Annotated in this window: 12 protein-coding genes; 5 read left to right on the forward strand and 7 right to left on the reverse strand. The window is 63.7% G+C overall.

Annotated features, from left to right (window positions below; all coding sequences use genetic code 11):
- Positions 1–361: 361 nt before the first annotated feature.
- Entirely contained in the window at positions 362–1933 is a 1572-nt protein-coding gene (locus LB310_RS02965) for a helix-turn-helix transcriptional regulator (protein WP_278806344.1), read from the forward strand.
- Positions 1934–2014: 81 nt separating this feature from the next.
- On the opposite strand, the gene LB310_RS02970 is transcribed toward LB310_RS02965, so the two are convergent.
- The 4 genes from LB310_RS02970 to rlmH all read right to left on the reverse strand — a co-directional run bounded on the left by LB310_RS02970 (position 2015) and on the right by rlmH (position 4847).
- Positions 2015–2698, reverse strand: coding sequence for a peptidylprolyl isomerase (locus tag LB310_RS02970; protein WP_087192189.1), 684 nt, complete (start codon positions 2696–2698; stop codon positions 2015–2017).
- A gap of 231 nt (positions 2699–2929) precedes the next feature.
- The gene (locus LB310_RS02975; protein ID WP_147611931.1) at positions 2930–3109 is read right to left on the reverse strand and encodes a hypothetical protein; all 180 of its coding nucleotides are present in this window, start codon (positions 3107–3109) and stop codon (positions 2930–2932) included.
- 238 nt (positions 3110–3347) lie between these two features.
- Entirely contained in the window at positions 3348–4205 is an 858-nt protein-coding gene (locus LB310_RS02980) for an exodeoxyribonuclease III (RefSeq protein WP_087192191.1), read from the reverse strand.
- Positions 4206–4376: 171 nt separating this feature from the next.
- Positions 4377–4847, reverse strand: coding sequence for a 23S rRNA (pseudouridine(1915)-N(3))-methyltransferase RlmH (gene rlmH, locus LB310_RS02985; protein ID WP_087192192.1), 471 nt, complete (start codon positions 4845–4847; stop codon positions 4377–4379).
- Positions 4848–5029: 182 nt separating this feature from the next.
- Here rlmH and LB310_RS02990 point away from each other — a divergent pair, with 182 nt between their 5' ends.
- Both LB310_RS02990 and LB310_RS02995 read left to right on the forward strand, forming a co-directional pair.
- Positions 5030–5512, forward strand: coding sequence for a hypothetical protein (locus tag LB310_RS02990; protein WP_143412793.1), 483 nt, complete (start codon positions 5030–5032; stop codon positions 5510–5512).
- A complete protein-coding gene (locus LB310_RS02995; RefSeq protein WP_157006410.1) occupies positions 5513–6304 on the forward strand; it encodes a DUF1829 domain-containing protein in 792 nt (263 codons plus the stop codon).
- Positions 6305–6461: 157 nt separating this feature from the next.
- On the opposite strand, the gene LB310_RS03000 is transcribed toward LB310_RS02995, so the two are convergent.
- From LB310_RS03000 to LB310_RS03010, 3 genes are all read right to left on the reverse strand, one after another.
- Positions 6462–7292, reverse strand: coding sequence for an arylamine N-acetyltransferase (locus LB310_RS03000; RefSeq protein WP_301154409.1), 831 nt, complete (start codon positions 7290–7292; stop codon positions 6462–6464).
- Between the two features lie 158 nt (positions 7293–7450).
- Entirely contained in the window at positions 7451–9022 is a 1572-nt protein-coding gene (locus LB310_RS03005) for an LCP family protein (RefSeq protein ID WP_278807114.1), read from the reverse strand.
- 133 nt (positions 9023–9155) lie between these two features.
- A complete protein-coding gene (locus LB310_RS03010; RefSeq protein ID WP_278807116.1) occupies positions 9156–11438 on the reverse strand; it encodes a MurT ligase domain-containing protein in 2283 nt (760 codons plus the stop codon).
- A gap of 697 nt (positions 11439–12135) precedes the next feature.
- On the opposite strand from LB310_RS03010, the gene LB310_RS03015 reads away from it, so the two are divergent.
- Both LB310_RS03015 and LB310_RS03020 read left to right on the forward strand, forming a co-directional pair.
- Positions 12136–13305: a polysaccharide deacetylase family protein gene (locus tag LB310_RS03015; RefSeq protein WP_123673053.1), complete on the forward strand. Its 1170-nt coding sequence runs from the start codon at positions 12136–12138 to the stop codon at positions 13303–13305.
- 202 nt (positions 13306–13507) lie between these two features.
- Complete coding sequence (locus tag LB310_RS03020; RefSeq protein WP_278807118.1) at positions 13508–14782, forward strand: ArsB/NhaD family transporter; 1275 nt, start codon at positions 13508–13510, stop codon at positions 14780–14782.
- Positions 14783–14799: the final 17 nt, after the last annotated feature.

Below are 14799 nucleotides of genomic sequence, written 5' to 3' on the forward strand. Positions count from 1 at the left end.
GGGCTCCTGTGACCGACGCTCCCCGCATCGACCGTCCCCCTCCTCGGTGACGGCCCGTCCGTCAACAGGCGCATTCTAGGCGCGTTTTCCCACGAGCACACCAGATGATCGGTGTGATTGTCATGTTTAACCAATTATCAACTTTTGATCAGGCGTGATGTACCCCTCTCACATTATCGATCCGATTGATGCCGAAGGGCTTCGCCCGTATGATGGAAAGCGGTTCCCGTATCCCACAGACGCGCCGCTCGTTCGATGCGTGCTCGGCAGTGGGATTTTGCGAGAGCGGCATGGGGCCAGGGGTAAGGGGAGGCGCGCGGCACGACGGCCCTGTCGTGCGCGGCATGGCGAGGGGAAGCCCATGAAAAGCAAGACGTCCGCAGCCGATGCGACGCCGGACGGGCAGCGCGCTCCAAGCGCGTCGCCCGTCCGGTTCTCGCTCGACTACCTTATTGTCATCGCGGGGTTCGGCTTGTGCCGGGCCTGGATCGTGTTCAGTCTCTCGGCGTCGGTCTCGAGCTTCGAGGCGCGCGCCGATTGGGTGTTCCTCGTGGCCGGCGCCGTGGCCGCGGCGCTCGCAGCCTTGGTCATGACGCGCTTCGTGGGCAGCTTGCCGCGCATGCACGAGCGGCTCACCGACATCATGCTGGGCCTTGCGGCGTCGTCGGCACTGTGCATCCCCGCAGCAACCTGCCTTGACTCGGCGTCGCTGCTCATGCTCGGACTCATAACGGGAGGTGCGGCGGCAGGCCTTCTGCAGGTCATGTGGGGAGAGCGCTTCGCCGCGCAGGACCTGTACTTCTCGCTCGCCTGCGCCCCGGCAGCCGCTGTGGTCACGGGTCTCGTGCTGGCCATGTCCTCCGACGGAAATCTCATCGCCTTCATCGCGTTGCCTGCCGCGTCGATCGTCCTGTTGGCTTTGGAATGCCGCCGTTGCGGCATCGTGTGGAAGACGGGGCTGCCAGAAGGCCAGATGGAGGACGATCCGGAGGAAAGCGAAGCCGCCACCGAGCGAGAAGGCGGAGGAGCCTCCTTCTCGCGAGCCCGCGCATCGCACGGATACCTTCGCCTCGACGCGCCCTCAACGAAGCTCATGGTTTCCATCATGGTGTTCTCTTTCCTCGTCCGCATGCTGGACGCCTTCCCCATCGCCGGCGACGACCCCTTCGACCTGTTGGGAGGGATCGGATCGTTCAGCCTCGTTGTAGTGGGAGCCGTGTTCCTCGTGCTGGTGTTCTTCATCAAGGACCGCATGAACATCTCGCTCGTCTACCGCCTGTCGCTACCGGTGATGATAGGAGGGCTGATAGCACTCGCCCTCGTGTTCGGCGAGCGCGCCCCGCTGGCCGTGCTGCTCATCGCCACGGGCTACGAGCTTTTCGACATCCTGGCCTGGGTGTTGTTCGGCGAGATCGCGCGGCGCATGGGCCCGGGCGCCGCGCCGTACGTGTTCGGCGTAGGCGTGGCCTACATGTTCCTGGGGATGGCTGCGGGATACGTGGCGAGCGCCGTGATGATCCCCCTGGTGCACGAGGGCGTGCTGCAGCTGAGCGCCGTTGCGCTGGTTGCCGTGCTTTGCCTGGTGATCATCGCGTTCCTCGTGCTGCCCGAAAGCGTGGTATCCTCGATCCCCCTCATCAAGGGTGCCGGTCGCCGCGCAGAGAAGCCGACCGACGAGCAGGAGGAGCGTCCCGATTCACAGCTCACGCTGGAGCAGAAATGCGCAGGTGTGGCCGAGGCGTGCGGTCTGACGCCGCGCGAGCGCGAAGTGCTGCAGTTCCTAGCCCGGGGTCGCACGCTGTCCATCGTGGCGCGCGACCTGCACATCGCGAAGAACACCGCGCGCACCCATATAGAGAAGATCTACCAGAAAACCGACATCCACAAGCAGCAGGACCTCATCGATTTCGTGGAAAGCTGGGAGGAAAACTGACGCGTCCCCCGATGTGTGCGAGCCGCTCCACTGCTCGCACACATCGGACATGCGACGAATGCGCATGCCCGAGCGCTTGGGCTACACCACGGCCTTGCGCTCCAGCAGGTGCGCGAGCGCCTGCATGGCCTGGTAGGCAGGGTTCGGCACCTCCTGCGGACCATCCTCGCCGTCGACGACGATGGTTTCAGGCAGGTCCTCGTCGCTCGGAAGCGGGGCGGCGCCCTCCACGCGCACACTCTCGATGTCGTCCCCGATGCGCAGGCGGTGCATCACGTCGAGACCTTCCTCCACCTGACCGAACACGGCGAAGCGGTCGTCGTATTCCGGATGGTCCGCCAGCGAGAAGAAGAACTGGGAGCTGCCGGTGTTCGCGTCCTTCTTGTGCGCGAGCGACAGCGACCCCTCCACGTGGCGGTTGCGCGGGTTCGCCTCCCACTCGTCGGCAATGACGTAACCAGCGTCGCCGATGCCCGGGTGCACGCCGCGCAGCTGCTCGCGCACGGCCATGCGCACCTGCTGCGGACGAAGCGGGCGCGTGACGGGGCAGCCACCCACCACCACGTCGCCTTCCACACGGCCGTGGAAGTTCTGATGGTCGTAGAAGCCCTTCTGCGCCAGCTCCACGAAGTTGCCCACCGTGACGGGGGCGTCCTTCCCGAACAGCCGCGCGCGTATCGTTCCCTTGCTTGTCTCGAACACGGCCACCTCGTTGCCGGTCGGCACGTAGCGCGGCGTGTACAGCGGCTTGACGATCATTCCCATGGCCCTCCCCTTTCCCTCCGTTCTCACGTTCGGGGCAACTCTACTCCCCGCGCGCCGCTGCGGCATCGGATGGAGAATCGTATTTTGCCTTCAGCCCCGATCGTCCTTGGATCGCCTGATCGCAAAGCCTTCGGCTCTGGCGCCTCAATCAAGCAGCCAGCTCCAAGCCGGCACAACGTGGATGGTTCCCACCGCGGTCTCTATCGTCTCGGTTTCGTCCAATGTGATGATCTACGACTCGTTCACATCGTACAACGGCATGGCGGCCTCCAGGGCGCGCACTTCGCGACGGCGCGTTCTCGCATCCGCCAAGCTGCACGACACCTGCACGAGCTGCCACGCCTCTTGCAGCAGCGCATCGCCGACGACGAAATCAGCCTCGTGCCTGGACGAGCCCTTCTCGAACGACAAGCGGGCGATGCCTCCCTGCCGAACCGGGTTCGTCTGACGTCGAAGCTTGTTGAACACCGCCGTTTCAAGCTTTTACCCTTCGTCGCGCGTCGGGGAGGGCGAGAACGCCGAGAACATGGCCGGATCAACCGCGTACACTCTCGCGCTCGAACGCGCGTTTTCGGAAACCGCCCTCGAGAACTCTTTTACGGCAAGATTGTTGTCGGATCGTCAATCTGTCGGAGGAAGCGAGTTCTGCTTACAGCTCCAACTCCAAACCAACGGGGCAGTGGTCGCTGCCGTAGACTTCGTCGTAGATGCAGGCGCTCGACACCTTCGGGGCCAGCGATTCGCTGACCAGGAAGTAGTCGATGCGCCATCCAGCGTTGTTCTGCCGCGCTTTGAAGCGGTAGCTCCACCACGAGTACGCGCCCGTCACGTCGGGGTGCAGGCGGCGGAAGGTGTCGGCGAAACCGGCTTCCAGCAGGTCGGTGAACTTGCCGCGCTCCTCGTCGGAGAAGCCGGCTTTACCGCGGTTCGGGCCGGGGTTCTTCAGGTCGATCTCCTGGTGAGCCACGTTGAAGTCGCCGCACATGACCACCGGCTTCGGCGAGGTCGTCTCGCCCGGCTCGGTGCGCGGCAGCTCGCTGATGCACACGTGGCCCTCGCCGGGCGCCGGGCGCTGCACCGGCACGCCAGCGGGCAGCACGCCCTCCTCGAGCCCCTTGCAGAAGTCGCGGAACGCGTCGTCCCACTCCATGCGGTGCGCGATGCGCGCGAGCTCGTTCTGGGCGTTCGGCGTGTACACGTCCACGAACCAGAACTGCGGGAACTCGAGCGCCACGATGCGCCCCTCGGCATCCAGATAGTCGCTGCCCAGGCCGTGCAGCACCTGCAGCGGCTGCTCCTTGGTGAACACGGCGGTGCCGGAGTAGCCCTTCTTCTCGGCGTAGCTCCAATACTCACGGTACTGAGGAAGATCGAGCGTGGCCTGGCCCTCCTGCAGCTTCGTTTCCTGCAAGGCCACGATATCGGCATCGAGCTCGCACACGATGTCCTCGAAACCCTTTTTCTGCACGGCACGCAGGCCGTTCACGTTCCACGAGATGAAGCGCATGGTGGTGCCTTTCCTCGTTGGTCGACTTGGTCGTTCTGCGGTTACATTTCCCCGTTCCGCTGCTCCGGCATGTCGCCCCCGCCTACGATTTCTCGGTTTCGCTATTATAGCGCTCCCGACAGGGCAAGCTCCGCCCAATGCGAGCGCGCTGAAAGCAACCCCGCCTGTCCCTTACTTGTGGTACGGCTCGCCGCGCGAGATCTTCTGCGCGCGGTAGAGCTGTTCGAGCAGCACGACGCGCGCGAGGTTGTGCGGCAGCGTGACGAGCCCGAAGGACAGCGTCTCGTCCGCGCGGGCTCGCACAGCCTCGCTCACGCCGTCGGAACCGCCGATGACGAACGCGATGTCACTCGCGCCGTTCAGCTTGAGCGCGTCGATGCGCCGCGAGAAGCCCTCGCTCGAACGCTGTTTTCCGTCGATGGCCAACAGCACCACGTGCGACGACGGCGAAAGCGCCCCCACGATGGCCGCACCCTCGCGGTCGCGCGCCGCGTCCACGCCCCCGGCACGGCCGGGATCGACGTCGGCTATCTCGCGCACCTCAGTTTTCGCGTAAGGCTGCAGGCGCTTGAGGTACTCGGCGCACGCGTCCGTCCAGAACCGCTCCTTCAGCTTCCCCACCGCAACCACTGTGAACTTCATGCGCACCCCTGCTTCTATTCTGAATTGCCAAAATAGAGTGTTTAAATTTGACTCATATAGTTACATTTACTTCAGGCTTTATTATTATAAGTTACATGGCTTTATTATTATAAGTTACATGGCTTTATTACTCATGAGCCTTATGGCGTTTGCAAATGCCCATCCCGAGGTGGAGAACAGCGATGCACATCCAATCAGACATTGACTACCTGATCAGCGTTTTCAAAATCGTCGACGGGGCGCGATCGACCTATAAAGCTCCAAGACCCGGAGAGAAGCTGGAGGTAAAATTGATGGCACCCGACTCCCCTTCTCTCAAATTTACGCTTAGCATAGCCGAGGGATCTAGAAGCAGCGTAATTACTTTAAAAATTAACACTGACAGAAAAACAACTCTTCAGACAAGACATTTCGCCAATCCGCTAATCAGAATTGACCTCGATGCAAAAGCTATACATACTAATCCTGATGGACAATTAATCAAAGGAGAGCATATCCACATTGCAACATCGGAATATGGCGATAAATTTGCTTGGCCATTGAAAGATCAAGATATTATTCCGCAGCTTGCATCACTTGATAATGTTCCTGAGATATTTGAAGCTTTTAGAGAATATTGCCATATAGAAGACACGCTTCGGGTCGATTGGTCATTGGGAGTATAAATGAATATTGCGTCAGCGGAAAAAATAATTGACGGATACGTTGATTGGTGGCGCAAAAGTTTTAGCGTATACCAAGAAGGGGAGGCTGTACGTATAGTATGCCCTATGCTTGATCGGCATAATGATCATATGAGTATTTATTTGGTAGAGGACAAGCTAGCCGGAGGTTTTATTCTATCTGATTTAGGTGCTGTAATAAATGATTTGTCCATGTCGGGATGCGACATTATCGCAAGCGAATCGCGACGTCAGAAACTTGATCAAGTTGTACAAGGATTTGGCCTTATGAGAAGTGGCAGCGAACTGTACTCAAAAACAAATGAGAACAAGTTATTTCAATCCATGAACATGCTGATGCAGGGAATGGCCTCAATCGATGATTTGTTCTTTACAGCACGAGAAAATATTCGCAACTTCTTTTTGGAGGACGTGGCCGCATGGCTCGATGCAAAGGGCATACGTTATTTGCCAGATGTGCGTGTTTCGGGGCGTTCGGGGTTTGAGTCGAAGTTCGAGTTTGTGATTCCGAAATCTGGCAACATTGCACCCGAAAGATACATTAAAACCATTTCAACTCCCTCAGAGCAGAGTATAAAAAATGCACTGTTTGGATGGAATGATATAAAGAGCGCAAGAGGGGGCGACGCTCACTCATATCTCTTTCTTAACAAGTCCAATACAAAAGAAAACTCCATTGATAGCTCTCTTATTGATGCCTGCATGAATTACGAAGTGACACCTGTGGTATGGGATAATGGAGCAGAGTCTGTTCTTGGTGAACTCGCAGCATAATTTTAAAAAATAAGATCATGCACAATGCGTATCTATAAAGGCCGGGGCCTCGCAAGCGAAGCTCCCGGCCAAACGTTTACCGTGCTTGAAGGACCCGCCCAGCATGTCGGCTGCCTGCGCAAAGGGGGTCGGGGATTGGCCCCGGCGGCCGCAGAGACTAAGCGGGCAGCACGATACCGAAAAATTCCTCCAACAGCGCACGGTACTCATCCTCCGACGCGACCGTCCTCGTTTCCTTGCCCTCCGGAGTCACACGCACGAACTGGTCTTTCGTAATGGACACGTTCCCGTCTTCCGTGCGGCGGTTCACCATCCTCCATTGCGTGAACACGGAGTCGGGGTGCGTCGAGCAGTAATACGAGAGCGGTATGCAGTCGGTCAGCGCCGCCGGGGCGTCCAGTAGGGCGAACACCGGCGTAGGGGCCACGGTCTCGCCACGTTCTTGCGCAGCGGCGAGCTTTGCGGCGGTCCCGCAGTAGATGACATGCCACCAACCCCCATCGTGCAGCTCCACGCGGAATACCTGCCCGCGCGACTCGAGCTCCGCACCGTCGACCAAGGGAATGGCGCACGCCGGCGTCGGGCCGCCGTACCCCACCTCGGCGATATAGCGCCCATCGCCCAGCGTGACGATGATGCCGCGGTGCAGTATAGGGTAGACGTAACCGCGATCCTTCAGGCTGCGGCCAAGGCACGGCATGGTCTCGATGCCCGCGTCCTGCAGCAGCGCATCGAGCAGAGCGTTGAGCTCGAAGCAGTAGCCTCCGCGGTTGCCGACGATGATCTTCTCGAACAGGTCGGGGATGCCGAGCTTGATGGGACGGTGGAAATCGCACACGTCAAGGTTCTCGAAGGGAATGCGGCACTGGTGCGCGAAGATGATGCGATCCAGATCGTCCTTGGCAAGCGGTGCCTCGGGACGGGACAGGCCCAGCTTCTCCCAGTACCGATTCGCATCCGGAAGCTTCTCGTACAGTTCCTCGTACATGGCATTCACCCCTCAAGTAAGCGCCGCTCGGCCACCCGCGCCGCTGCGGCGGTCCCCTCATCGCGTGATGCTATTCTAAGGCAGGGGTGTTGGGAGACGCTTCCTTCCCCAGGGTCGAATGATCCCGGGGATTCGTCCCCGTAGGCTGATTTTGGGGTTTACCAGTCCGCGCCGAGCACCACGAGGAAGTCGCCGTCGAACACGTACTCGCCGGTGTTCTGCTGGGCCTTGCCCACACCGATGGCGTTGGCAATCTCGCGCGCCTCCGTGGCCTGGTCGCCGCGCTCGTAGATGACGATGGTCTGCGTGTAGTCGAAGCTGTCGGCGTTACCCGTCTCAACGGTGTAGCCACGGGCCTCCAGCTTCTCGGCGGCCTCGGCACCCGCGCCTGCAAGGCCGTTGCCGTTCTTCACTACCACGGTGCTGGACTTCTTGTCGTTCGAGGAGGGCGGCGCGCTCTTCTTCTCCTCGTTCGCCTCGCCGGAGCCGGTGGTGGCGAGCACGGTGCCGGACGTCTCGTCGACCTCGTCCTCCTCGGTGGGAGGCAGGCCCTGGTCGACGCGCGACATCATGGTCTTCCACGCCTTGGCATCAAGGTACTCGTACCAACCCCCGTTGATGTAGGCCGAGGTCGTGGGTTCCATGGCCGTGTAGATGTCCTTCTCGGGATCCAACCCGCGCATGCTCTGGGCAATGGACAGGATGTCGGTGATCTCGAGGTCGGTGGTCACGTACTGGGAAAGCGCTTGCACGGAGCCCACCATGGTGGCGGCATCGGATGTGAGGATCTTCTTCGCGATGGCCGACAGCACGAGGCGCTGGTTGGCCGCACGGTAGCGGTCGCCGTCGCCGAACTCGTCGTAGGCGTGCCGTGCACGGCACAGGATGAGCGCCTGGTCGCCGTTGAGCGTCTGCAGGCCCTCGTCCACATGGCCGCCGGCATCCTCGTCGTCGATGGTCATGGGCACGTCCACCTCCACGCCGCCGAGCGCATCCACGATGTCCTTGAAACCGTCGAAGTTGATCTCGGCATAGTGGGTGATGGGCACGCCTGCCAGCTTCGACACCGTCTCTACCGTGTACGATGCGCCGCCGATGGAGTGCGCCGCGTTGAGCTTCTGCTGTCCGTACTCGCCCATGTCCACGAGCGTGTCGCGGTGGAGCGACACGAGCGCCACCTTCTTGCCCTGCGGGTCGATGCGCGTGACCATCATGCTGTCCGAGCGGAACTGGTCGCCCGCGTACTCTGCGGACGCCTCGCGGTCGGATGATCCGTCCGTTCCCATGAGCAGCATGTAGAAGGGACCGCCCTCGTAGGGGTGGGCCGCCTCGGCGGCTGCGAGCGTGCGGGCCAGATCGTCGTCGATGCCCTGGTGAAGGTTGTTCGACACCGTCTGGTAGTAGGCGAACGCCGCGCCGGCCCCACCCAGGCACAGCACCAGCACCACGGCCACCGCGACGAGCGCGATGCGCTTGCGCTTGGCACGCTTGCGGCGCTGGGTGTACTCGGCTTGGGAAACGCGACGGGTGTAGGGATTGTCGTCGTCGCGCGTCGAGCGCGGGGAAGGGGTGCGCGAGGAATCAGAAGAGCGTCCGTACGCCGACGGATCGAACGAATCGCGGCGCGTATACGCACCGTCGCGGGAAGCCCTGTCAGAGCGACCGTCGAATCCCGTGGAGTTGGACGGTCGGCGAGCGGGGCGGCGCTGATTGCTTCTTCTGCTGCTCATGAGGAACTATTTTGACGGGCGAAGCGCACGAGGGCAAGGGCCGGCCAGCGTCTCTAGGAAAAAGCCATAGGGCTCGGCGGAAGGCACGGCACGGCGACGGGAGCAGAGGGCCGGAGCACGGTGCCGCCCTTCCCTAGCCCGCGTTCAGGCGGTTGCGCACGTACTCGTTCGCCGCGTTCTCCACGGCGTCGTCCAGCGGGGCGAGCTCCGGGACGGGCACGCCGGCCCGTCGTGCGCGGCGTTCGAGCGCGCGGGCGAGCAGGGCGTCGGCCACCTGGGGGTTCTTCGGCAGCAACGGACCGTGCAGGTAGGTGCCCACCACGTTCTTGTAGCGCACGCCGTCGCGCTTGTCGCTGTCGTTGTTGCCGTGGCCCGTCGATGACGCCACGTCGCCGAAAGCCTCCACGCCGGCGCCGAGGCGCGTGCGGCCCGCGTGGTTCTCGTAACCCACCACAACCCGTTCGGCCAACGGCGAGCGCAGTGCGATGTTGCCGATGAGCCGGTTGCCCGAGCCGCCGGGTGCGCGCTCGGTGGTCATGTCCACCAACCCCAGGCCGCGCACCACTTCCTCGCCCAGCAGCCACTCGCGCCCGAGTATCTGGAAGCCGCCGCAGATGGCCAGCAGCACGCCGTCGTCCTCCACGTAGGCATGCAGGTCGTCGCGCATGCGCATGAGGTCCTCGGACGCCAGCCGCTGCTCGCGGTCCGGGCCGCCGCCCAGGAACACCAGATCGACGTCCGCCAGGTCCACGTGCTCGCCGTGGTTCACGCGGAGCACCTCCACGGGAATGCCGCGCTCGCGCGCCCGGCGCTCGAGCACCTTGACGTTCCCGCCGTCGCCGTAAAGGTTGAGCAGGTCGGGGAAGAGGTGCGCGATCATGAGCGGGGCGGGATCGGCGCCGGCGGTTGGGACGTTCTCGTTTCGCGCCGGGGAGGAAGGGCCGACCGGAGCGCGGTCGCCCTCCGTCGCCTGGCTGGCGAGGCGGATCGGGGCGGCGGCGCCATCCGTCGCCTGGGCGGCTCCCGACCCGGAAGGATCCCCGGGCGACTTAGGGGAGGAAGGAGCCCCTCCCGCAGCATCGGGCGCTTCGCCTGCGAGCCTTCCCAACTCTGCGTGCACGGGCGGGAGCGCGGTGTAGTTCGCTATCACGTAGGCGCGGGCGTCGGACGGCAGGGCGTCCATCTGAGCGAACATCGCCGACGCGTCGTCGACGAGCGCGGCATCAAGGCCGGCGTACTTCAGGCGTACCTGCACGTCGTTCTTGCGGATGCCGCCCGCGAACACGCGCAGGCCGGGCTGACCTGCCAGCTCCTCGAAGTCGATGTCCCACAGCCACGACACGTCGCGGCCGTCGCCCTCCTTGTCGTTCACGAAGAAGGCCACCGCCTTCGGCCCCTCGTCCTGCAGGATGATCTTGATGTTCTGGTTGAACCCGGTGGGGTTCTTCGCCAGGTTCAGCAGCGTGCGCCGCCCCGCCACCGAGAACTCCTGCAGGCGGCCGTTGCGCGGGTCGAACGCGTCGATGGCACGCTGCAGCGCCTCGGCCGGCACGCTCACGAGATCGGCTGCCGCCCAGGTGGCAAGCAGGTTGTATACCATGTACGCGCCGCTGAACGGTGCCTCGAGCGCGGCATCTCCCCGCGGCCCGTGCGCGGCAAACGACAGACCGTCGGCGCCCAAGCGCACGTCCCGGGCGGCACAGTCCAGCGCGGGGCGCGCGAACCCGCAGGTGGGACAGCGATAGGCCCCCAGCTGCCCATACTGGCGGTACGCGTATTCCAACATGGTGGAGCAGCGCTGGCACATCTGCGCGTCGGCCACCGTGTTCTGCGGCAGGTGCAGGTCCTCGTCAACGCCGAAGGCGACCGTGGGGTTGCCCACGCGCTCGGCGATGGCGGCGCACAGCGGGTCGTCGGCGTTGAACACGAGCGTGGACTTCGGCGACGCTGCGAGCGCGCCCGCGATGCTCTCCTGGATGCGGTCGATCTCGCCCACGCGATCCAGCTGGTCGCGGAACAGGTTCAGCAGCAGCACGTAGTCTGCCTGAAGGTGCGGCAGGATCTTCGCCAGCCACAGCTCGTCGCACTCGAACACGCCCCAGTCGGCCTCGCGGGCATGCAGCAGCGCCGTGGCCACGCCGGAGTCCAGGTTCGCGCCCGTGCGGTTGCACACCACGCGCTGACCGGCGGTTTCCAGCGCGTCGGCCAGGAGGTTCGTCACCGTGGTCTTGCCGTTCGTGCCCACCACGCACACTGAGCCCTTCTGCAGGCGCGGGGCGAGGTCGGCGATGACGCGCGGGTCGACGTAGAGGGCAACCTTTCCCGGGAAGTTTGCGGCGGGACGGTGGAACACGTGCTTCAAGCCCCACGTGGACACGGCGCTGACGGCGCGCGCGGCGGCGAACTGCAAGCCCATGGGCAATCCTTTCGGTTCGAGACGCGCCCCAGTATAACCCTTATCGCCGACGAGTCCGCAGGCACCGCGGCCTGCCGTCGTGTTCCCTCCATACAAATTTCAGTAGAAAGGCTTGCCGACCTTCCGCGGCAAAGGCTTGAACGTGCTATGGTGTTAAATTGGATCATACGGGCGGCTCGTCGGTGACGAACCGTACTTTGCGCGCTCGCCGAGCGCATGTTTCGGGTAGAATGAAGCGGACGACGACAACGACGACTAAGCACGGCGTTCGATCGCCATGGGGGCAGAGATGTACGACGAATTCGGAGAACACCCCTCGCACAACGCGGATAGCAGGCGCATGCCGCGGCCGAACGGCCGCGAGCGCACCGATGCCGCCCACCGCCACATCCCCGAAGGCTCCCCAGCGCATCAAGCACGCGCCGGCGTTGCACGCACGCACGTTTCCGCGCGGGACGACGATGCCGCGCCGAGCCAACGCGCTGCAGGACGCCCCGTATCCCATCCCTCGTCGCGCGCGGGAGGACGTCCCTCCCACTCAGGGCGCATTCCCCCGCAAAACCGCAACGGTCAGCGCTACAGCCCATCGGCAAGCGCAGGGGCGCGGCCGCGTCGGGCGAGCGACGCCTCCCACGGCAAGGGGCGCGGTGCGCAAGTCGACGCCGCCTCGGCCCCCTACCAAGATCACGACCGCTATATGCGCATCGCGCAGAAGCCCGAGCGCCCCGGCCGGCGACTTGCGAGCGTGCTCGCCGGCGTGGGCTTGGTGGCCGCCGTCATCATCGGCGTGGTGCTGTTCGTGCAGAGCCTGCCCGCCAACATCACGCTGAACGGGGCGAGCGTCGAAGTGCACGGCGGCAAGACGCTCGGCGACGCCCTGTCCGCCAGCGGCGTCAAGCCCCAGCCGGGCGACCTGCTGGCCGTGGACGGCAGCGTGCTGGAGGCAGGCAAAGGGGAGCCGTTCCACGCCACGGTGAACGGCGAGAAGGTCACCGAGCTTGACACGAAGCTGGGGTCGGGAGACGTAGTGGAGATCGGCGACGGCGGCCCGATCGAGGAGCCGTCCGACTCCGTGGAAACAGCCATTCCCTGGACGGTCGCACAGGAAGGCAACGGCGCCATCCACCTGGTGGAGGGCGAGGGCAAGGACGGCGTAAAGGCCACGAAGACCGGCAAGACGTCCGGCATCACGGCCGAGCAGGTCAAGCAGGAGCCCAGCAACATCGTGCGCCGCAACGTATCGCCCGACGTGGGCGACGACAAGGTGATCGCGCTCACGTTCGACGACGGCCCCTGGGGCGACCAGACCGGCCAGGTGCTCGACGTGCTGGCCGAACACGGCGCCAAGGCCACGTTCTTCACCGTGGGCAACCGCATCGAACAGGACAACGGCGACGCGTTCGTGAAGCGCGCAGTCTCCGAGGGCCATCAGGTGTGCACGCACTCCTACGACCACGCCGCCGGCAGCGGCCAGGGCGTGAACCTGGGCTTCATGTCGCCCGAGGAGCAGAAAGCTGAGGTAGAGAAAGGGCGCGCCGCCATCGAGGCCGTCACCGGCGCCGAGGCGAGCCGTATCTTCCGCACCCCCGGGGGCAATTTCGGCGACGACGTGGTGAAGAACATCGGCCCGCTCATCAAGGCGGAGATCGGCTGGAACATCGATTCGAGCGACTGGCGCAGACCGGGAGCGGACGCCATCGCCAAGCAGATCGAGGATGCTTGGCCGGGGGCCATCGTCCTCATGCACGACGGCGGCGGCGATCGCTCGCAGACCATCGAGGCGCTCAAGAAGGCGCTCCCCCGCCTGAAGGACCAGGGCTACCGCTTCATCACCATCGACGAGCTCCTCCAGTACCCCTTGTCGTAGCCGCAGGGACAGAGCTCGCCCACCGCACCTCCAGCCGGGTGTCGCCGACAGCACGTCGCGGACGCCGTCACGCATAGGGCGATTTCGCCCTGTCGCTTGCTCCCCGATATTGGTATAGTGAGGTGATCTGGCCGCTTGACTGCTTCGAGCAGGCGGGGGGCGGGGTGGACATCGTACAGCCCGGTTCGCAGGGGGAGCTCGCATGGACGTAAGCCAAATCGTATCGATCGCGGTGTTCGTCATCGTCATGGCGGCCATCATGACGGAGAAGCTGCACCGCTCGCTTGCCGCCATCGTGGGCGCCATGCTGGTGCTGGCGCTGCACGTGCTGCCGTTCGACGCGGCCATGGAGCACATCGACTTCAACACGCTCGGCGTGCTCCTGGGCATGATGCTGTTCGTGTCGGTGGTGAAGCTCTCCGGCATGTTCGAGTTCCTGGCCATCAAGGCCGCGAGGCTCGCCAAGGGCGAGCCGTGGAAGGTCATGCTGCTGTTCGTGCTGCTCACCGCCGTGCTATCGGCGTTCTTGGACAACGTGACCACCGTGCTTCTCATCGGCCCCATGACGCTCACCGTGTGCAAGCTGCTCGACGTGAATCCCATACCTTTCTTTATGACCGAGATCCTCGCGTCCAACATCGGCGGCACCGCCACGCTCATCGGCGACCCGCCCAACATCATGATCGGCTCGGCCGCCGGATTCACGTTCTTCGATTTCATCCTGTACGACGCGCCGGCCGTCGTGGTCATCCTGGCTGCAGTGCTGGTGGTGTTCTATTTCCTGTACGGCCGGAAGATGCACGTGAACGAGGAGCATCGTGCACGCATCATGGAGCTGGACGAGCACGCCATGATCAAGAACAAGCGTCTGCTGAAGCAGAGCTACGTCATGATAGGCCTCGTGGTGGTGGGCTTCATGGCGCACGGCGCGCTGGGGCTGGAGTCGAGCGTCATCGCGCTCGGCGCGGCCGGCATCATCATGCTCATCTCGGGCGAGAGCATCGAGGAGGCGCTCGCGAACGTGGAGTGGACCACGCTCGCGTTCTTCGCCGGCCTGTTCGTCATCGTGGGCGCCATGGCCGAGACGGGCGTCATCGAGATGCTGGCGCACGCGCTCATCGACGCCACGGGCGGCAACGTGTTCGTCACCATGCTCGTGCTGCTGGTGGGCTCGGCCGTCATCTCCAGCTTCCTGGACAACATCCCGTTCGTGGCCACCATGATCCCCATCCTGCTGGCCATGGAGTCCACTGGCATGGACGTCACGCCGCTATGGTGGGCCGTGTCGCTGGGCGCCTGCCTCGGCGGCAACGGCACCCTCATCGGCGCCAGCGCCAACGTGGTGCTGTCCGACATCAGCAAGAAGAACGGCCACGAGATCACGTTCGTGCAGTTCCTGAAGTCCGGCTTCCCCATCATGCTGCTCACCGTGGTTATTGCGGGGCTGTACCTGGTGGTGAGGTTCCCGCCGGCGTAGGGCGGGCGCGAGGGGGC

The organism is Gordonibacter sp. RACS_AR49 (assembly GCF_030418435.1).
Taxonomy (GTDB): Bacteria; Actinomycetota; Coriobacteriia; order Coriobacteriales; family Eggerthellaceae; genus Gordonibacter; species Gordonibacter urolithinfaciens.

Coding starts and splice junctions, on each gene's coding strand:
- LB310_RS02995 (WP_157006410.1), top strand. CDS start 5,513: ATGAATATTGCGTCAGCGGAAAAAATAATTGACGGATACGTTGATTGG.
- LB310_RS03000 (WP_301154409.1), bottom strand. CDS start 7,292: ATGTACGAGGAACTGTACGAGAAGCTTCCGGATGCGAATCGGTACTGG.
- LB310_RS02980 (WP_087192191.1), bottom strand. CDS start 4,205: ATGCGCTTCATCTCGTGGAACGTGAACGGCCTGCGTGCCGTGCAGAAA.
- LB310_RS03015 (WP_123673053.1), top strand. CDS start 12,136: ATGCGCATCGCGCAGAAGCCCGAGCGCCCCGGCCGGCGACTTGCGAGC.
- LB310_RS03010 (WP_278807116.1), bottom strand. CDS start 11,438: ATGGGCTTGCAGTTCGCCGCCGCGCGCGCCGTCAGCGCCGTGTCCACG.
- LB310_RS03020 (WP_278807118.1), top strand. CDS start 13,508: ATGGACGTAAGCCAAATCGTATCGATCGCGGTGTTCGTCATCGTCATG.
- LB310_RS03005 (WP_278807114.1), bottom strand. CDS start 9,022: ATGAGCAGCAGAAGAAGCAATCAGCGCCGCCCCGCTCGCCGACCGTCC.
- rlmH (WP_087192192.1), bottom strand. CDS start 4,847: ATGAAGTTCACAGTGGTTGCGGTGGGGAAGCTGAAGGAGCGGTTCTGG.
- LB310_RS02965 (WP_278806344.1), top strand. CDS start 362: ATGAAAAGCAAGACGTCCGCAGCCGATGCGACGCCGGACGGGCAGCGC.
- LB310_RS02970 (WP_087192189.1), bottom strand. CDS start 2,698: ATGGGAATGATCGTCAAGCCGCTGTACACGCCGCGCTACGTGCCGACC.
- LB310_RS02990 (WP_143412793.1), top strand. CDS start 5,030: ATGCACATCCAATCAGACATTGACTACCTGATCAGCGTTTTCAAAATC.